The following is a 14698-nucleotide window of genomic DNA, read 5'->3' on the forward strand; positions in this document are numbered from 1 at the left end:
TCACTGCGGATACTCCATTGTAGTTTCGCCGGGTGAAATTTGTGCGCGTGCGCGGTTGACAGCCTCCCGCACGGACCGTAGAATTCGCGCTCCTTTTCGCCCGCCCTCGGGGCTGCGTAGAAGGACGTTCTTTATTTCTTAGTTGGAGTTTGATTCCATGCAGGGTCAACGTATCCGAATTCGCCTGAAGGCCTTTGATCACAAGCTGATCGATGCGTCTACACAGGAGATTGTAGAGACGGCCAAGCGCACCGGTGCTCAGGTACGCGGCCCAATCCCGCTGCCGACGCGCAAAGAAAAGTACACTGTGCTGATTTCTCCGCACGTTAACAAAGACGCGCGCGACCAGTACGAAATTCGTACGCACAAGCGTTTGCTGGACATTGTTGAGCCGACCGAGAAAACCGTCGATGCGCTGATGAAGCTCGATCTGGCCGCCGGTGTTGAGGTCCAGATTAGTCTCGGCTAACTTTTACTAACTACCAAATCCGAACCCCGGGCGAAAAAGGTCTGGGTAGTGTAACGCTCTGAAACTGGGCGGCCGCAGTGGGTTAAAGCCCCGTGCACTGAGAGGTTGAAAAAGATGACAACAGGTATTGTCGGCCGCAAGAGCGGCATGACTCGCATCTTCACAGAAGATGGCGTATCTATTCCGGTAACCGTAATCGAGGTTGCTCCGAATCGCGTCACCCAAGTGAAAACTGTGGAAGCTGACGGCTATGCCGCTGTCCAAGTGGCAGTGGGTAAGCGCAAGGCTTCCCGCGTCTCCAAGCCCGAAGCGGGCCACTTCGCCAAAGCCAGCGTAGAGGCTGGCACCCGTCTTTTCGAACTGCGCACTGACGATTCTGAAGAGACTTTCGAAATCGGTTCTGAAATCACTGCTTCCAGCTTCGAAGCTGGCCAGAAGATCGATGTCACCGGTACCTCCAAAGGTAAAGGTTTCCAGGGCGGTGTTAAGCGCTGGAATTTTCGCACCCAGGACGCCACTCACGGTAACTCTCTTTCCCATCGGGCACCCGGCTCTATCGGTCAGTGCCAGACTCCTGGCCGGGTATGGAAAGGTAAGAAGATGGCCGGGCATATGGGTGCTGAGCGCGTAACCGTGCAAAACCTGGAAGTTGTTCGTGTCGATGCTGAGCGTAGTTTATTGCTGGTTAAAGGTGCCGTACCCGGCGCTCCCGGTGGCAATGTAATCGTTCGTCCGGCAGTGAAAGCCTAAGTCTGGGGGAAATGGATATGGAACTGAATATCGCTACTCCCGAAGGCGCCAAAGGCACAATAGCTGTCTCTGAAGTGACTTTCGGGCGTGAATTTAATCAGGATCTGGTGCATCAGACCGTTGTCGCCTATATGGCTGGCGCACGTCAGGGCACCAAGGCGCAAAAAAATCGCTCCGCGGTTTCCGGTGGTGGCAAAAAGCCCTGGCGTCAGAAAGGCACCGGCCGTGCGCGCGCCGGTACTATTCGCAGCCCGTTGTGGCGTTCCGGTGGGGTAACCTTTGCCGCTGAGCCACGCGATCACGGCGTAAAGCTGAATAAGAAAATGTACCGCGCTGCGCTGCGCAGCATTCTGTCTGAGCTGGCTCGGCAGGAGCGGCTGGTGGTGGTGGAGTCCTTTGACGTGGATGCGCCTAAAACCAAACAGCTGGTCAGTAAGCTGGCCCAGTTTGACTTGTCCGAGGCGCTGATCGTGACCGAAGAGGTGAGCGAAAATCTCTACCTGGCCGCGCGCAATCTGCACAAGATCGACGTCCGCGATGTACAGGCAATTGATCCCGTCAGCCTGATTCGTTTTGACAAGGTCGTGGTAACCGTGGCCGCGCTCAAGAAGATTGAGGAGGTGCTGGGATGAACCAAGAGCGACTCTACAAAGTACTGCTGGGCCCGGTAATTTCCGAAAAAGCTGCAGGGTTGGCCGATAGTGCCAACCAGGTGGTTTTCAAGGTTTCCACCGATGCCGAGAAAGCGGAGATCAAGGTTGCGGTCGAGAAACTGTTTAACGTCTCCGTTGAGCAGGTTCGCACCGTGAACGTAAAAGGTAAAACCAAGCGCACTCGCAACGGCATGGGCCGTCGCAGCGACTGGAAAAAAGCCTATGTCCGCCTGGCTGAAGGCAGCGACATCAACTTTGAAGCTGCTGAGTAAAGGGGACTGTTAGCATGGCAATTGTCAAAACAAAACCGACCTCCGCGGGCCGCCGTCACCTGGTAAAGGTTGTAAACCCCGACCTGCACAAGGGGGCTCCATACGCGCCTCTGCTGGAGAGTAAAAGCAAAAGTGGTGGCCGTAACAACAATGGTCGTATCACTACCCGTCACATCGGTGGTGGCCATAAGCAGCACTACCGCGCCATCGATTTCAAGCGCAACAAAGACGGTATTCCGGCTAAAGTTGAGCGTCTGGAGTACGATCCGAACCGCAGCGCACACATCGCTCTGGTGTGTTATGCCGATGGTGAGCGCCGTTACATTATCGCGCCGAAGGGGCTCAAGGCGGGTGCCACCATTCAGTCTGGCGATGCCGCACCGATTGCGGTGGGCAATACCCTGCCTCTGCGCAATGTTCCGGTGGGTTCTGTGATCCATGCGATCGAGCTGAAGCCGGGCAAAGGTGCCCAACTGGCACGCTCTGCCGGTGCTGCCGTGCAACTGGTGGCGAGGGAGGGCCAGTACGCAACCATTCGTCTGCGCTCTGGAGAAACGCGCAAGGTGCTCGCTGAGTGCCGTGCAACCCTGGGGGAAGTGGGCAATTCTGAACACGGCCTGCGCAAGTTAGGTAAAGCTGGTGCCGCGCGCTGGCGCGGTGTTCGCCCGACTGTTCGCGGTGTGGCGATGAACCCGGTCGACCATCCGCACGGTGGTGGTGAAGGCCGTACCTCTGGTGGGCGCCATCCGGTGACGCCGTGGGGTGTGCCGACCAAAGGTAAGAAAACGCGCAAGAACAAGCGCACCGATAAGATGATTGTACGTCGCCGCGGCAAGTAAGCCACGCGACGTCTGAGCAGCTAGAGAGGAATCGACAGTGCCACGCTCCTTAAAGAAAGGTCCCTTTATTGATCTGCATCTGATCAAAAAGGTGGAGGCGGCGATTGCAGCCAATGATCGTCGACCGATTAAAACCTGGTCCCGCCGTTCTATGATTATGCCGGAAATGGTTGGGTTGACAATTGCCGTACACAACGGTCGTCAGCACGTCCCCGTTTTGGTTAATGAGGAAATGGTTGGCCACAAGTTGGGCGAGTTCGCTGCTACCCGTACCTACCGCGGTCACACTGCGGACAAGAAAGCGAAGAAGCGCTAAGCCGAGGTTATAAAGATGGAAGTAGCAGCAAAATTACGCGGCGCACAACTATCGGCGCAAAAGGCGCGACTGGTAGCGGATCAGGTGCGCGGCAAAGGCGCTGAAGAAGCTCTGGACATCCTCGCATTCAGCAATAAAAAGGGTGCGGCGATTGTCAAGAAGATTCTGGAGTCGGCCATTGCCAATGCCGAGCACAACGAAGGTGCGGATGTTGACGAGCTGAAAGTCTCCACAATTTTTGTGGATGAAGGTATGACCATGAAGCGCATTAAACCGCGCGCGAAAGGCCGTGCCGATCGTATTCTTAAGCGTACTTGTCACATCACTGTGAAAGTGGCCGAGAAATAACAGAGCAGGCGAGAAAACCATGGGACAAAAAGTACATCCTACCGGCATTCGTCTGGGTATCGTTAAAAAGCATACTTCTGTTTGGTATGCCGGCAGTGACGAGTACGCAGACAAGCTGTACACGGATCTGAAAGTTCGCGAGTACATTCGCAAAAAACTGGCCCACGCCTCTGTGAGCCGTATCGAGATCCAACGCCCGGCGAACACCGCACGAGTGACTATTCACACCGCGCGACCGGGTATTGTGATCGGTAAAAAAGGCGAAGACGTTGAGCGTCTGCGCAAAGAGGTTAGCGCGCGAATGGGCGTGCCTGTGCACATCGACATCGCAGAGGTTCGCAAGCCTGACGTGGATGCCACCCTGGTGGCCCAGAACGTCGCTCAGCAACTGGAACGCCGCGTTATGTTCCGTCGCGCGATGAAGCGTGCGGTACAAAATGCGATGCGACAGGGCGCTCAGGGTATCAGGATACAGGTCAGCGGTCGTCTCGGTGGAGCGGAAATCGCCCGCACCGAATGGTACCGGGAGGGCCGTGTGCCCCTGCACACCCTGCGCGCCAACATCGACTATGCCACCGCCGAAGCGATGACCACTTACGGCATCATCGGTATCAAGGTGTGGATCTTTAAAGGCGAAGTCATCGGTGACGAAATACCCGATGAGAAGCCGGTGAAGAGCCGCAAGAAAGCTGCTAAATAAGGGGTACGCAGATGCTGCAACCAAAGCGTACAAAATTCCGCAAGGTACAGAAAGGCCGCAATCGCGGGCTTTCCCAGCGCGGCTCAAAAGTGAGCTTTGGCGAGTTCGGCCTGAAGTCTATCGGTCGCGGTCGCATTACCGCACGCCAGATAGAAGCGGCTCGCCGTGCAATGACCCGCCATGTAAAACGTGGTGGTAAAATCTGGATTCGCGTGTTTCCGGACAAGCCCATTACCAACAAGCCCCTCGAAGTCCGTATGGGTAAAGGTAAAGGGGGCGTTGAATATTGGGTGGCGCAGATCCAGCCGGGCAAGGTCCTCTATGAAATGGAGGGGGTGTCCGAGGAGCTGGCTCGCGAGGCTTTCGCCTTGGGCGCGGCCAAGCTGCCTGTAAAAACAACTTTCGTTAAGCGTTCGGTGATGTAATGAAGACTGCAGATCTACGCGAAAAGTCAGTTGAAGAGTTGAACCAGGAGCTTTTGAATCAACTTGAGGCTCAGTTCAAACTTCGCATGCAAAAGTCCACCGGTCAGCTGGCTCAGACCCATCTGCTGAAGCAGGCTCGTCGCGACATTGCTCGCATTAAGACTGTGTTGACCGAGAAGGCAGGTAATTAATCATGGCTGAAGCAAAACTGAAGCGCACACTTACCGGCAAAGTCGTGAGTGACAAGATGGAAAAAACCATCACCGTTTTGATCGAGCGCCGTGTTAAGCACCCGATCTACGGCAAAATTGTAAACAAGTCCACCAAGCTCAAGGCGCATGACGAGAGCAATGAATGCAATATCGGCGATGTTGTCACCATTGAGGAGTCTCGTCCGCTGTCCAAGAGCAAATCCTGGGCTTTACAGAAAATTGTAGAGCGTGCGGCGAAGGTTTAACCCCTAGCGCATTGACTGCCGAATTGAAAGGTTTCGGAGAGAGACAATGATTCAAGCGGAATCCTACTTAGAAGTAGCTGACAACAGTGGGGCTCGCCGCGTCATGTGCATCAAGGTGCTGGGCGGCTCCCATCGTCGTTATGCTGGCGTGGGTGACATTATTAAGGTGACCGTTAAGGAAGCCATCCCCCGCGGTAAAGTAAAGAAGGGTCAGGTAATGAACGCTGTTGTGGTTCGCACCAGAAAAGGTGTGCGCCGCGCAGATGGCTCCCTGATTAAATTTGACGATAACGCAGCGGTACTGCTCAACCAGCAATTGGCGCCGGTTGGCACCCGTATTTTTGGTCCGGTAACGCGCGAACTGCGCGGTGAGAAGTTCATGAAGATCATCTCGCTCGCTCCCGAAGTTATCTAGGCCTCAAGCGGAGAAGAGTTATGCGCAAGATCAAGCGTGACGACGAAGTGATCGTCATCGCCGGTCGCGACAAGGGCAAGCGTGGATCGGTGCGTAAGGTACTGAACGACGGCCGCCTGATTGTTGCCGGTGTACAGATGATCAAAAAACACCAAAAGCCGAATCCCCAGTTGGGCGTTGCCGGTGGCATTGTTGAGAAAGAGTCTGCCCTGCAGGCCTCCAATGTGGCCATCTTTAACCCCAACACCCAGAAGGCTGATCGGGTGGGCTTTAAAGTACTGGAAGACGGCAGTAAGATTCGCGTCTTCAAATCCAGCGGCGAAGCCATCTAGGGCATTAGGCGCAGAAGCAGGTTGGTAGATCATGGCAAAGCTTAAAGAGCTCTACACGAAAGAACTCGCGCCCAAGCTCAAAGAAGTGCTGGGCCTTGAGAATGTGATGGCAGTGCCGCGCATCACCAAGATCACCGTCAACATGGGTGTTGGTGAAGCGATTGGTGATAAGAAGGTGCTGGATCACGCTGTCAACGATATGACAGCAATTACTGGTCAGAAGCCTATTGTGACTAAAGCGCGTAAATCTATTGCGGGCTTTAAGATCCGCGATGGTTGGCCGATCGGCTGCAAGGTAACGCTGCGCGGTGAGCGCATGTACGAATTCCTGGAGCGTTTGATCGACATCGCAATCCCGCGTGTCCGCGACTTCCGAGGCATCAGCCCGAAGCAGTTTGATGGCCGCGGCAATTTCTCAATGGGTGTGACCGAGCAAATTATCTTCCCGGAAATTGACTATGACAAAGTAGACAAGCTCCGCGGCCTGGATATTTGTATTACCACCACAGCGGCAAACGACGATCAAGGTCGTGCACTGCTGAAAGCGTTCAACTTCCCACTCAAGGGTTAAGAGGATTCCATGGCGAAGAAATCCATGATTGCGCGCGAGCACAAGCGCGCTCGAACCGCAGCTAAGTACGCCGTCAAGCGTCAAGAGCTGAAGGCGATCATCGCCAGTGCCACTGCTTCTGATGAGGAGCAGTGGGAGGCTCAGCTCAAGCTGCAGAAACTGCCGCGCGATGCAAGCCCGGTACGCCAGCAACGCCGCTGCCGTATCACTGGTCGCCCCCACGCTGTATACCGCAAGTTCGGCCTGTGTCGTAACAAACTGCGCGAAGCGGCAATGCGCGGTGATGTGCCCGGTCTGGTGAAATCCAGCTGGTAATGGCGAACCGGTTTTAGGCAGATTTGAGGAGCCTCAATAAATGAGTATGCAAGATCCGCTGGCAGATATGCTGACCCGCATCCGCAATGCCCTGGCGCGCGGAAAGGCGGAGGTCACCCTGCCATCATCCAAACTGAAAGTGGCGGTAGCTAAAGTCCTGAAAGACGAAGGTTACGTCACTGACTTGAATATAAGTGAAAGCGCTAAGCCTGAACTGACTATTGTCCTGAAATATTTTCAGGGCAAGCCGGTTATCGCCGAACTGGATCGCGTTTCCCGTCCGGGCCTGCGCGCTTACTCCGGTAAGAAAGCGCTGCCAACCATGCGCGGTGGTCTGGGCATCGCGATTGTTTCCACCTCCAAGGGTGTGATGACTGATCGCGCTGCGCGCCAGGCGGGTGTCGGTGGCGAAGTGCTCTGCACCGTATTCTAAACGGGGGTTAACATGTCTCGAATAGCAAATAGTCCGATAGTTGTCCCCGCAGGTGTTAGCATCGACCTGAAAGGTCAGGATATCGCGGTAAAAGGTAGTAACGGTAACTTGAGTATGGTTATTCACGGTGATGTAACAGTGAGCCAGGCAGACAGCCAGCTGACGTTCGCCGCGCGTAATAATTCCAAGCAGGCCAAGGCGCTATCAGGCACTACCCGTGCGCTGGTCAACAACATGGTTGTTGGCGTAAGCGCTGGCTTTGAGAAGAAACTGCAGTTGCTGGGTGTTGGTTATCGTGCGAAAGCCGCCGGGAAAAAGGTTAACCTGACCCTGGGTTTCTCCCACCCGATCGATTATCAGTTGCCGGAGGGTGTGACTGCGGAAACGCCGAGCCAGACTGAAATCGTACTGAAGAGCAGCGATAAGCAGCTGTTGGGCCAGGTGGCCGCCGAAATCCGCGCCTTCCGTCCGCCGGAGCCCTACAAAGGTAAGGGTGTTCGCTACGCGGACGAGCGCGTGTATCGCAAAGAGGCCAAGAAGAAGTAAGTAGGGCATAGATATGAACGTTAAGAAAGCATCCCGCTTGCGTCGTGCACGTCGTGCCCGCGCCAAGATCCGTGAGCTACGCGCTGTTCGCCTCACCGTGAACCGCACACCGCGTCACATTTATGCACAGGTTCTGTCCGCTGAAGGCAGTACGGTACTGGCTTGTGCCTCTACCCTGGACAAGGATCTGCGCACAGGCACAACCGGTAACGTTGACGCCGCCACTGCAGTTGGCAAGCTGATTGCCGAACGCGCCAAGGCCGCCGGCGTTGAAGAGGTTGCCTTTGATCGCAGCGGCTTTAAGTACCACGGCCGTGTTAAGGCTCTGGCTGACGCTGCCCGCGAAGCCGGTCTGAAATTCTAAGGGTTGAGTTATGGCTAGAGAGAAAGACAAAAGCAACGACGAAGGCCTGCAGGAGAAGCTGGTCCAGGTCAATCGCGTTGCCAAGACGGTGAAAGGTGGTCGTATTTTCGCCTTTACCGCACTGACTGTCGTTGGCGACGGCAACGGTCGCATTGGTTTCGGTCGAGGCAAGGCGCGAGAAGTGCCGGTTGCGATCCAGAAGGCGATGGAAGCCGCGCGCCGCAACATGGTCCAGGTAGAGCTGAATGGTGACACTATCCAGTACGCTACCAACGGCCGCCACGGCGGTTCCAAGATTTACATGCAACCCGCCTCCCAGGGTACCGGTGTTATTGCCGGCGGCGCCATGCGCTCTGTTCTGGAAATGGCCGGTGTGCACAACGTATTGGCCAAGTGCTACGGTTCCACCAATCCGGTGAATGTCGTGCGCGCAACCTTCAAGGCGCTGGAGCAGATGCAAAGCCCTGAGGATGTGGCAGCCAAGCGCAGTAAATCAGTCGAAGAGATCCTGGGCTGATCGCAGCCTCGGTTTAAGGTTATTGGTGGGTTAAGACCATGGCTAAGAAGACCATTAAAGTCACCCAGATCAAAAGTATCAATGGACGCCTGAAAAGTCATCAGGCGTGCGTTGTGGGTCTGGGCCTGCGCCGCATCGGCCACACAGTGGAAGTGGAAGACACGCCTTCCGTGCGCGGCATGATCAACAGAGTAAACTACCTGGTTCAGGTTGAGGGAGAGTAGCATGCGTTTGAACGACTTATCTCCCGTACAGGGCCACAAGCAAGTTGCCAAGCGTGTGGGTCGTGGTATCGGTAGTGGTTTGGGCAAGACCGCTGGCCGCGGCCACAAAGGTCAAAAAGCACGTTCCGGCGGCAGCGTTCGACCCGGTTTCGAAGGCGGTCAGATGCCTTTGCAAAAGCGCTTGCCGAAGTACGGTTTCACCGCGCGTGTTTCTCGTTTCACCGCGGAAATCCGTCTGGCAGAGCTGGCCAAGGTAGAAAATGATGTAATCGATTTGGCAGCGCTTAAGAATGCCGATATTATCGGCAGCCATATTAAACGCGCCAAGGTGTTTCTCTCAGGTGAGCTGACTAAAGCTGTTACCGTAAAAGGGCTGGGAGTAAGCAAGGGCGCAAAAGCGGCTATCGAAGCTGCTGGCGGTAAAATAGAAGACTAATCGAGGCGCCAATGGCACGACCAGGATCCGGTGGAAATCCCCTGGGCAACAGGAAGGGATTGGGCGAGCTTTGGGCTCGCCTTCGTTTTCTGTTCCTAGCGATTCTTGTTTACCGTTTGGGAACACATATTCCGGTGCCCGGTATTGATCCGGAAAAACTGGCAAACCTGTTTAACCAGAACCAGGGAACCATCCTTGGTCTGTTTAACATGTTCTCCGGCGGCGCCCTGGAGAGGATGAGTATTCTGGCATTGGGGATCATGCCCTATATCTCTGCCTCCATCATCATGCAGCTGATGAGTGCGGTCACCCCCTCCTTGGAGGCATTGAAGAAGGAAGGGGAGGCCGGTAGACGCAAAATCAACCAGTACACCCGTTACTTGACGGTACTTCTGGCTCTGATACAGGGGATCGGCATGACCTTCGGGTTGGCCGGGCAGAACCTGGCTTACTCGGCCGAGCCTGCGTTTGGTTTTTACTTTGTGGCAGTCACCTCGCTGGTGACCGGCGCGGTCTTTATGATGTGGCTCGGTGAGCAGATCACTGAGCGCGGAGTTGGCAACGGCATTTCCATGCTGATTTTTGCCGGTATCGTGGCCGGCCTGCCCGGTGCCATCGGCCAGGCGTTTGAACAGGCGCGGCAGGGTGAGCTGCATGTCCTGATGCTGCTGATCATCGGTATCATCGGCATTGCCGTGGTATTCTTTGTGGTGGTGATGGAGCGCGGTCAGCGTCGTATCACTATCAACCACGCCCGGCGCCAGGCGGGGCGCTACTCCGCCGCACCGGCTGCGCAGGCGAGCCACCTGCCGCTGAAAGTGAATATGGCCGGTGTTATCCCGGTGATCTTCGCCAGCAGTATCCTGCTGTTCCCGGCTACGCTGGCGCAGTGGTTTGGCCAGGGCGGCGAAGGTATGGGTGCCGAGATCCTACAGTGGATGGCGTTGCAGCTGGGACCGGGACAGCCGCTGAATATTATTCTGTTCGCACTGCTGATTGGTTTCTTCTGCTTCTTCTATACGGCTTTGATGTTCAATCCGAGTGAAGTGGCAGACAACCTGAAAAAGTCCGGTGCCTATGTGCCGGGCATCCGCCCGGGTGAGCAGACTGCCCGCTATATCGACAGTGTGCTGACCCGTCTCACTCTGGTCGGTGCTGTGTATATCGCGCTGGTATCCCTGCTGCCACAGTTCCTGGTGGTTGGATTTAACGTTCCCTTCTATCTGGGGGGTACCTCACTGCTGATCGTTGTGGTGGTAGTGATGGACTTTATGGCACAGGTACAATCGCATCTGCTGTCGCACCAGTACGAAGGTATGATGAAAAAAGCGAACCTGCAGAGTTACGGTCGCCGTTAGTGCGCCACCTGCTCGCAGTTTGATTGAATTGAGGTAAGGTCATGAAAGTACGCGCTTCTGTAAAAAAGATCTGCCGTAACTGCAAAATCGTGCGCCGCAAGGGTGTTCTGCGGGTAATCTGCAGCGCTGAGCCGCGTCACAAGCAGCGTCAAGGCTAATCTTGGGTCAGCCCTGTGCGGAGTTGCCGATTCGGGTTTCTCTGTATAAATCTGAAAGAATTTGCCACCCACTACAGCGTATTGTGGAGTGGCAGTACCCTGGCGTTACGTTCGCTTGGGTGGGAGTCCGGCCACTAATGCAGGCTCCCAACTGGGGGCGCTGACTGTCGTCCGTATCCGCTTGGGGAAACCGAAGTGGATGCGGGCTATTGCAAATTGGTGTCTGAAAAGCTATTCTTGCGCGCCTTTTTAGTGGTGCCGTCGGTTTTTTAGTCGCTGTCAGCGCCGAAATCAAAGTAGAGTCACATACTTAAATAGCTGTGGCTCCCAATACGTGGAGTACGCCTCTATGGCACGTATTGCTGGTGTCAATGTACCAGATCACAAGCACGCCGTGATTTCCCTGACCCACATCTACGGGGTTGGTCGGACTGCGGCAAAAACTATTTTGGCAGCGATTGGTATCGCTGAATCCACCAAAATCCGCGACCTGTCTGAAGAGCAGATCGAAACTATCCGCGGTGAAGTTGCAAAACTCACTGTAGAGGGCGACCTGCGCCGCGAAGTCTCCATGAACATCAAACGCTTGATGGACCTGGGTTGCTACCGTGGTCTGCGTCACCGTCGCAGCTTACCGCTGCGTGGTCAGCGCACCAAGACCAATGCCCGCACCCGCAAGGGTCCGCGCAAGCCGATTCGCAAGTAAGCCTGATTAAGGCGCGATATCGCGGTTTAACAAGCCCCTTTTCGGTGAGAAACCAAGGGGATTTGATACAGGATTTAGGATACTGGTATGGCTAAGCCAAAAACTACTGTTCGCAAAAAGGTCAAAAAGACCGTTGTCGACGGTATTGCCCACATCCACGCATCGTTCAACAACACGATCGTGACGATCACTGATCGCCAGGGTAATACCCTCAGCTGGGCCACCGCAGGTGGATCTGGCTTCCGTGGCTCGCGTAAGAGCACCCCGTTTGCAGCCCAGGTTGCCGCTGAGCGCGCAGGTACTGCAGCGCAGGAGTATGGCCTGAAAAACCTCGACGTAGAAGTGAAGGGCCCGGGCCCCGGTCGCGAATCTGCTGTTCGCGCACTGAACAACTGCGGCTACAAAATCACCAATATCACCGACGTGACGCCGATCCCGCATAACGGTTGTCGTCCGCCGAAAAAACGTCGCGTGTAAGAGGGGGCTGATAAAATGGCACGTTATATTGGACCAAAATGTAAACTGTCCCGCCGTGAAGGCACTGATCTGCAGCTGAAAAGTGGCGTGCGTCCGCACGACTCCAAGTGTCGCGCAGAATCCAAGCCCGGCCAGCACGGTGCTGGCCGCGGTCGTCTTTCTGACTACGGCGTTCAGTTGCGCGAGAAGCAAAAGGTTCGCCGCATTTATGGTGTACTGGAAAAGCAGTTCCGCAACTACTATAAGGAAGCGGCACGCATTAAGGGTGCAACGGGTGAAAACTTGTTGCAACTTCTGGAAAAGCGCCTGGACAACGTGGTTTACCGTATGGGCTTTGGCTCTACCCGCGCTGAAGCGCGCCAGCTGATTTCACACAAGGCAATTCTGGTCAATGGCACCACTGTAAACATTCCTTCTTACCAAGTACAAGAAGGTGATGTCGTTGCTGTGCGCGAGAAAGCCAAGAAGCAGCTGCGTATCCAGAATTCTGTATCACTCGCTACCCAGCGTGGCGATGTCGAGTGGGTGGATGTGAACGCGAGCAAACTGGAAGGCACTTTCAAGCGCATTCCGGATCGTGTCGATCTGCCTGCAGAGATCAACGAAAACCTTATCGTGGAACTGTACTCCAAGTAACAATTCGTCCACTTTATGGAGTGCAACTGTAAACAGGTATGGCTATGCAGACTGCTGTCAACGAGTTTTTGACACCGCGTCGTATTGACGTCACCGAGTACAATCCGAATCATGCCAAAGTGGTTCTGGAGCCCCTGGAACGTGGCTTTGGCCACACTCTTGGCAACGCACTGCGTCGCATCTTGCTGTCCTCCATGCCGGGCTGCGCTGTCACCGAAGTTGAAATCGACGGTGTCGAGCACGAATACAGCGCGATCGAAGGTGTGCAGGAAGACGTTATTGAGATCCTGCTCAACCTGAAAGAAATCGCGGTTGTGATGCACGGCAAGGATCAGGCGGTATTGAGCCTGAGCAAGCGGGGGCCCGGTGCAGTGACAGCTGGGGATATCCAGGCGGATCACGATATCGAGATTGTGAATCCCGAGCACGTGATTGCCAACATCACCGGTGATGTGGAGCTCAGTCTTCGCCTTACCCTGGCGCGCGGTCGTGGCTACCAGCCCGCCGACGCCCGCCGTGGCGAGGAAGAGGAAGGTCGCACAATCGGTCGTTTGCAGCTGGACGCCTCCTACAGTCCGGTGCGCCGTGTGGCCTACAGTGTGGAGAGCGCACGTGTAGAGCAGCGCACTGACCTGGACAAGCTGGTTCTGGATCTGGAGACCAACGGTACTCTGGACCCGGAAGAGGCGATCCGCCGCGCAGCCACCATCCTGCAACAACAGTTGGCGGTATTTGTGGACCTGGAAGGTGAAAAGGATGCACAGCCCAAGGCGGAGGAGCCGGAGGTCGATCCGGTACTGTTGCGTCCGGTCGACGACCTGGAACTGACGGTACGTTCGGCCAACTGTCTGAAAGCGGAAAATATCTATTATATCGGTGACCTGATTCAACGCACCGAAGTGGAACTGCTGAAGACCCCGAACCTTGGCAAAAAGTCCCTGACCGAAATCAAGGACGTATTGGCTTCCCGGGGTCTGTCTCTGGGTATGCGCCTGGAAAACTGGCCTCCGGTCAGCCTTAAAGGTGACAGCAAATTAAGCCCACTGTAAGTATTTGGTAGTCGCGGCAGTGTCGTGACAAGTAGAGAAAACCCGAGTGGTGCCACAGTTAGATGTGACGCCGCTCCAGAACGACCTGCTGTGACAGCACAATTGTGGTCGTAAGGAATTGAGTCATGCGTCATCGCTATAGTGGCCGTAAATTCAGCCGAACCAGCGCCCACCGCAAGGCCATGTTCAAGAACATGACCGCCTCTCTGGTGGAGCACGAACTGATCAAAACCACCCTGCCCAAGGCCAAGGAATTACGCCGCGTTGCCGAGCCGCTAATTACCCTGGCCAAGAAGGACAGTGTTGCCAATCGCCGCCTGGCTTTCGCCCGTACCCGTGACAAGGACACCGTGCGCAAGCTGTTCGATGAACTGGGTCCCCGCTATGAAGCTCGCCCAGGTGGATACATCCGTATTTTGAAATGCGGCTTCCGGACGGGCGACAAGGCGCCGATGGCCTATGTCGAACTGGTGGATCGTCCCCAGGCGGAAGATGAGCCCGAAGCAGCCGAGGCCTAGATCGCGGCCCATCTGGAGCAAAAAAAAGCCGGTCATCGACCGGCTTTTTTGTACAGACACCAACTGAGATTACCGCTTCATGCCTTTCGAAGAATTGCTCAACACGCTCAATCCGCACATTGTAGGGAGCCTGAAACGCGCTATTGAGTTGGGTAAATGGCCCGATGGGAAAACACTCACCGATGCGCAACGCCGCAGGTGTGGAGAGGCAGTGGCCCGTTGGGAGCAGCACAACCTGCCACCAGCATCCCGGGCAGGCTTTGTGCCCCGCAAAGAAACCCCGTGTGGGAATCCGTCTGCTGACGAGCGGAAGATCAACTGGGTGTAATTTTTACCAGCTTTGCCTTTTTGCTGCCGCAGGGCTTAGCAGTTATTGCGGGAGTTGATTTTTTAACTCATTTCCTTCCTTTCATA

The 14698-nt window shown here is 55.3% G+C and carries 29 protein-coding genes; all 29 read left to right on the forward strand.

Annotated elements, in window-relative coordinates; genetic code table 11:
* The first annotated feature begins 157 nt into the window (after positions 1-157).
* The 29 genes from rpsJ to ACL7TT_RS10660 all read left to right on the forward strand — a co-directional run bounded on the left by rpsJ (position 158) and on the right by ACL7TT_RS10660 (position 14612).
* Complete coding sequence (gene rpsJ, locus ACL7TT_RS10520; RefSeq protein WP_010133849.1) at positions 158-469, forward strand: 30S ribosomal protein S10; 312 nt, start codon at positions 158-160, stop codon at positions 467-469.
* A gap of 114 nt (positions 470-583) precedes the next feature.
* On the forward strand, positions 584-1219 hold the full coding sequence (rplC, locus tag ACL7TT_RS10525) for a 50S ribosomal protein L3 (protein WP_299946476.1): 636 nt from the start codon (positions 584-586) through the stop codon (positions 1217-1219).
* Positions 1220-1236: 17 nt separating this feature from the next.
* Complete coding sequence (gene rplD, locus ACL7TT_RS10530) at positions 1237-1851, forward strand: 50S ribosomal protein L4 (RefSeq protein ID WP_299946478.1); 615 nt, start codon at positions 1237-1239, stop codon at positions 1849-1851.
* Positions 1848-2144: a 50S ribosomal protein L23 gene (gene rplW / locus ACL7TT_RS10535; protein ID WP_413395265.1), complete on the forward strand. Its 297-nt coding sequence runs from the start codon at positions 1848-1850 to the stop codon at positions 2142-2144. The genes rplD and rplW overlap by 4 nt, the downstream gene beginning before the upstream one ends.
* Positions 2145-2158: 14 nt before the next feature.
* Positions 2159-2983, forward strand: coding sequence for a 50S ribosomal protein L2 (rplB, locus tag ACL7TT_RS10540; RefSeq protein WP_299946480.1), 825 nt, complete (start codon positions 2159-2161; stop codon positions 2981-2983).
* Positions 2984-3020: 37 nt separating this feature from the next.
* Positions 3021-3299 carry a 30S ribosomal protein S19 gene (gene rpsS, locus ACL7TT_RS10545; protein ID WP_299946482.1) on the forward strand — a complete coding sequence of 93 codons (279 nt, stop codon included), beginning with the start codon at positions 3021-3023 and terminating at the stop codon, positions 3297-3299.
* 15 nt (positions 3300-3314) lie between these two features.
* On the forward strand, positions 3315-3647 hold the full coding sequence (gene rplV, locus ACL7TT_RS10550; RefSeq protein WP_299946484.1) for a 50S ribosomal protein L22: 333 nt from the start codon (positions 3315-3317) through the stop codon (positions 3645-3647).
* A gap of 19 nt (positions 3648-3666) precedes the next feature.
* A complete protein-coding gene (rpsC, locus tag ACL7TT_RS10555; RefSeq protein ID WP_413395268.1) occupies positions 3667-4347 on the forward strand; it encodes a 30S ribosomal protein S3 in 681 nt (226 codons plus the stop codon).
* Positions 4348-4358: 11 nt separating this feature from the next.
* Complete coding sequence (gene rplP, locus ACL7TT_RS10560) at positions 4359-4772, forward strand: 50S ribosomal protein L16 (protein WP_299946488.1); 414 nt, start codon at positions 4359-4361, stop codon at positions 4770-4772.
* Positions 4772-4963 (forward strand): 50S ribosomal protein L29, encoded by a 192-nt coding sequence (gene rpmC / locus ACL7TT_RS10565; protein ID WP_299946490.1) that lies wholly within the window; start codon positions 4772-4774, stop codon positions 4961-4963. Before rplP ends, rpmC begins: the two co-directional genes overlap by 1 nt.
* 2 nt (positions 4964-4965) lie before the next feature.
* A complete protein-coding gene (gene rpsQ / locus ACL7TT_RS10570; RefSeq protein WP_299946492.1) occupies positions 4966-5229 on the forward strand; it encodes a 30S ribosomal protein S17 in 264 nt (87 codons plus the stop codon).
* Between the two features lie 46 nt (positions 5230-5275).
* The gene (rplN, locus tag ACL7TT_RS10575) at positions 5276-5644 is read left to right on the forward strand and encodes a 50S ribosomal protein L14 (RefSeq protein WP_143729420.1); all 369 of its coding nucleotides are present in this window, start codon (positions 5276-5278) and stop codon (positions 5642-5644) included.
* A 20-nt stretch (positions 5645-5664) separates the two neighbouring features.
* Positions 5665-5976 carry a 50S ribosomal protein L24 gene (rplX, locus tag ACL7TT_RS10580; protein ID WP_299946496.1) on the forward strand — a complete coding sequence of 104 codons (312 nt, stop codon included), beginning with the start codon at positions 5665-5667 and terminating at the stop codon, positions 5974-5976.
* A 31-nt stretch (positions 5977-6007) separates the two neighbouring features.
* The gene (rplE, locus tag ACL7TT_RS10585; protein WP_299946499.1) at positions 6008-6547 is read left to right on the forward strand and encodes a 50S ribosomal protein L5; all 540 of its coding nucleotides are present in this window, start codon (positions 6008-6010) and stop codon (positions 6545-6547) included.
* A gap of 9 nt (positions 6548-6556) precedes the next feature.
* Positions 6557-6862, forward strand: coding sequence for a 30S ribosomal protein S14 (rpsN, locus tag ACL7TT_RS10590; RefSeq protein ID WP_306039500.1), 306 nt, complete (start codon positions 6557-6559; stop codon positions 6860-6862).
* 40 nt (positions 6863-6902) lie between these two features.
* Positions 6903-7295, forward strand: coding sequence for a 30S ribosomal protein S8 (gene rpsH / locus ACL7TT_RS10595; protein ID WP_413395272.1), 393 nt, complete (start codon positions 6903-6905; stop codon positions 7293-7295).
* A 12-nt stretch (positions 7296-7307) separates the two neighbouring features.
* Positions 7308-7841 (forward strand): 50S ribosomal protein L6, encoded by a 534-nt coding sequence (rplF, locus tag ACL7TT_RS10600; protein WP_306039503.1) that lies wholly within the window; start codon positions 7308-7310, stop codon positions 7839-7841.
* A gap of 13 nt (positions 7842-7854) precedes the next feature.
* Positions 7855-8205, forward strand: coding sequence for a 50S ribosomal protein L18 (gene rplR, locus ACL7TT_RS10605; RefSeq protein ID WP_299946511.1), 351 nt, complete (start codon positions 7855-7857; stop codon positions 8203-8205).
* A 10-nt stretch (positions 8206-8215) separates the two neighbouring features.
* Positions 8216-8722, forward strand: a complete 507-nt coding sequence (gene rpsE, locus ACL7TT_RS10610; RefSeq protein ID WP_413395274.1) for a 30S ribosomal protein S5 — start codon at positions 8216-8218, stop codon at positions 8720-8722.
* Between the two features lie 38 nt (positions 8723-8760).
* Positions 8761-8946: a 50S ribosomal protein L30 gene (rpmD, locus tag ACL7TT_RS10615; protein WP_299946515.1), complete on the forward strand. Its 186-nt coding sequence runs from the start codon at positions 8761-8763 to the stop codon at positions 8944-8946.
* A gap of 1 nt (position 8947) precedes the next feature.
* Positions 8948-9382 carry a 50S ribosomal protein L15 gene (gene rplO / locus ACL7TT_RS10620; RefSeq protein ID WP_413395276.1) on the forward strand — a complete coding sequence of 145 codons (435 nt, stop codon included), beginning with the start codon at positions 8948-8950 and terminating at the stop codon, positions 9380-9382.
* Positions 9383-9393: 11 nt separating this feature from the next.
* Complete coding sequence (gene secY / locus ACL7TT_RS10625) at positions 9394-10740, forward strand: preprotein translocase subunit SecY (protein WP_413395278.1); 1347 nt, start codon at positions 9394-9396, stop codon at positions 10738-10740.
* Positions 10741-10781: 41 nt separating this feature from the next.
* Complete coding sequence (gene rpmJ, locus ACL7TT_RS10630; RefSeq protein WP_010133825.1) at positions 10782-10898, forward strand: 50S ribosomal protein L36; 117 nt, start codon at positions 10782-10784, stop codon at positions 10896-10898.
* 349 nt (positions 10899-11247) lie between these two features.
* Positions 11248-11604, forward strand: coding sequence for a 30S ribosomal protein S13 (gene rpsM, locus ACL7TT_RS10635; RefSeq protein WP_413395280.1), 357 nt, complete (start codon positions 11248-11250; stop codon positions 11602-11604).
* A gap of 87 nt (positions 11605-11691) precedes the next feature.
* Positions 11692-12081: a 30S ribosomal protein S11 gene (gene rpsK, locus ACL7TT_RS10640; protein ID WP_020411406.1), complete on the forward strand. Its 390-nt coding sequence runs from the start codon at positions 11692-11694 to the stop codon at positions 12079-12081.
* Positions 12082-12096: 15 nt separating this feature from the next.
* Positions 12097-12717, forward strand: a complete 621-nt coding sequence (gene rpsD, locus ACL7TT_RS10645; RefSeq protein ID WP_413395283.1) for a 30S ribosomal protein S4 — start codon at positions 12097-12099, stop codon at positions 12715-12717.
* A 44-nt stretch (positions 12718-12761) separates the two neighbouring features.
* The gene (locus ACL7TT_RS10650; protein WP_413395284.1) at positions 12762-13766 is read left to right on the forward strand and encodes a DNA-directed RNA polymerase subunit alpha; all 1005 of its coding nucleotides are present in this window, start codon (positions 12762-12764) and stop codon (positions 13764-13766) included.
* A gap of 125 nt (positions 13767-13891) precedes the next feature.
* Complete coding sequence (rplQ, locus tag ACL7TT_RS10655; RefSeq protein ID WP_413395286.1) at positions 13892-14284, forward strand: 50S ribosomal protein L17; 393 nt, start codon at positions 13892-13894, stop codon at positions 14282-14284.
* A gap of 79 nt (positions 14285-14363) precedes the next feature.
* Complete coding sequence (locus ACL7TT_RS10660; RefSeq protein ID WP_413395288.1) at positions 14364-14612, forward strand: YeaC family protein; 249 nt, start codon at positions 14364-14366, stop codon at positions 14610-14612.
* Positions 14613-14698 lie beyond the last annotated feature (86 nt).

The sequence above is a fragment of the Microbulbifer jejuensis genome, from assembly GCF_047289955.1.
In the GTDB taxonomy this organism is placed as follows: Bacteria; Pseudomonadota; Gammaproteobacteria; order Pseudomonadales; family Cellvibrionaceae; genus Microbulbifer.

What these genes read in the sequence shown, in the direction of transcription:
- rpsJ (WP_010133849.1), top strand. Translation starts at nt 158, where the DNA reads ATGCAGGGTCAACGTATCCGAATTCGCCTGAAGGCCTTTGATCACAAG.
- rplC (WP_299946476.1), top strand. Translation starts at nt 584, where the DNA reads ATGACAACAGGTATTGTCGGCCGCAAGAGCGGCATGACTCGCATCTTC.
- rplD (WP_299946478.1), top strand. Translation starts at nt 1,237, where the DNA reads ATGGAACTGAATATCGCTACTCCCGAAGGCGCCAAAGGCACAATAGCT.
- rplW (WP_413395265.1), top strand. Translation starts at nt 1,848, where the DNA reads ATGAACCAAGAGCGACTCTACAAAGTACTGCTGGGCCCGGTAATTTCC.
- rplB (WP_299946480.1), top strand. Translation starts at nt 2,159, where the DNA reads ATGGCAATTGTCAAAACAAAACCGACCTCCGCGGGCCGCCGTCACCTG.
- rplV (WP_299946484.1), top strand. Translation starts at nt 3,315, where the DNA reads ATGGAAGTAGCAGCAAAATTACGCGGCGCACAACTATCGGCGCAAAAG.
- rpsC (WP_413395268.1), top strand. Translation starts at nt 3,667, where the DNA reads ATGGGACAAAAAGTACATCCTACCGGCATTCGTCTGGGTATCGTTAAA.
- rplP (WP_299946488.1), top strand. Translation starts at nt 4,359, where the DNA reads ATGCTGCAACCAAAGCGTACAAAATTCCGCAAGGTACAGAAAGGCCGC.
- rpmC (WP_299946490.1), top strand. Translation starts at nt 4,772, where the DNA reads ATGAAGACTGCAGATCTACGCGAAAAGTCAGTTGAAGAGTTGAACCAG.
- rpsQ (WP_299946492.1), top strand. Translation starts at nt 4,966, where the DNA reads ATGGCTGAAGCAAAACTGAAGCGCACACTTACCGGCAAAGTCGTGAGT.
- rplN (WP_143729420.1), top strand. Translation starts at nt 5,276, where the DNA reads ATGATTCAAGCGGAATCCTACTTAGAAGTAGCTGACAACAGTGGGGCT.
- rplX (WP_299946496.1), top strand. Translation starts at nt 5,665, where the DNA reads ATGCGCAAGATCAAGCGTGACGACGAAGTGATCGTCATCGCCGGTCGC.
- rplE (WP_299946499.1), top strand. Translation starts at nt 6,008, where the DNA reads ATGGCAAAGCTTAAAGAGCTCTACACGAAAGAACTCGCGCCCAAGCTC.
- rpsN (WP_306039500.1), top strand. Translation starts at nt 6,557, where the DNA reads ATGGCGAAGAAATCCATGATTGCGCGCGAGCACAAGCGCGCTCGAACC.
- rpsH (WP_413395272.1), top strand. Translation starts at nt 6,903, where the DNA reads ATGAGTATGCAAGATCCGCTGGCAGATATGCTGACCCGCATCCGCAAT.
- rplF (WP_306039503.1), top strand. Translation starts at nt 7,308, where the DNA reads ATGTCTCGAATAGCAAATAGTCCGATAGTTGTCCCCGCAGGTGTTAGC.
- rplR (WP_299946511.1), top strand. Translation starts at nt 7,855, where the DNA reads ATGAACGTTAAGAAAGCATCCCGCTTGCGTCGTGCACGTCGTGCCCGC.
- rpsE (WP_413395274.1), top strand. Translation starts at nt 8,216, where the DNA reads ATGGCTAGAGAGAAAGACAAAAGCAACGACGAAGGCCTGCAGGAGAAG.
- rpmD (WP_299946515.1), top strand. Translation starts at nt 8,761, where the DNA reads ATGGCTAAGAAGACCATTAAAGTCACCCAGATCAAAAGTATCAATGGA.
- rplO (WP_413395276.1), top strand. Translation starts at nt 8,948, where the DNA reads ATGCGTTTGAACGACTTATCTCCCGTACAGGGCCACAAGCAAGTTGCC.
- secY (WP_413395278.1), top strand. Translation starts at nt 9,394, where the DNA reads ATGGCACGACCAGGATCCGGTGGAAATCCCCTGGGCAACAGGAAGGGA.
- rpmJ (WP_010133825.1), top strand. Translation starts at nt 10,782, where the DNA reads ATGAAAGTACGCGCTTCTGTAAAAAAGATCTGCCGTAACTGCAAAATC.
- rpsM (WP_413395280.1), top strand. Translation starts at nt 11,248, where the DNA reads ATGGCACGTATTGCTGGTGTCAATGTACCAGATCACAAGCACGCCGTG.
- rpsK (WP_020411406.1), top strand. Translation starts at nt 11,692, where the DNA reads ATGGCTAAGCCAAAAACTACTGTTCGCAAAAAGGTCAAAAAGACCGTT.
- rpsD (WP_413395283.1), top strand. Translation starts at nt 12,097, where the DNA reads ATGGCACGTTATATTGGACCAAAATGTAAACTGTCCCGCCGTGAAGGC.
- ACL7TT_RS10650 (WP_413395284.1), top strand. Translation starts at nt 12,762, where the DNA reads ATGCAGACTGCTGTCAACGAGTTTTTGACACCGCGTCGTATTGACGTC.
- rplQ (WP_413395286.1), top strand. Translation starts at nt 13,892, where the DNA reads ATGCGTCATCGCTATAGTGGCCGTAAATTCAGCCGAACCAGCGCCCAC.
- ACL7TT_RS10660 (WP_413395288.1), top strand. Translation starts at nt 14,364, where the DNA reads ATGCCTTTCGAAGAATTGCTCAACACGCTCAATCCGCACATTGTAGGG.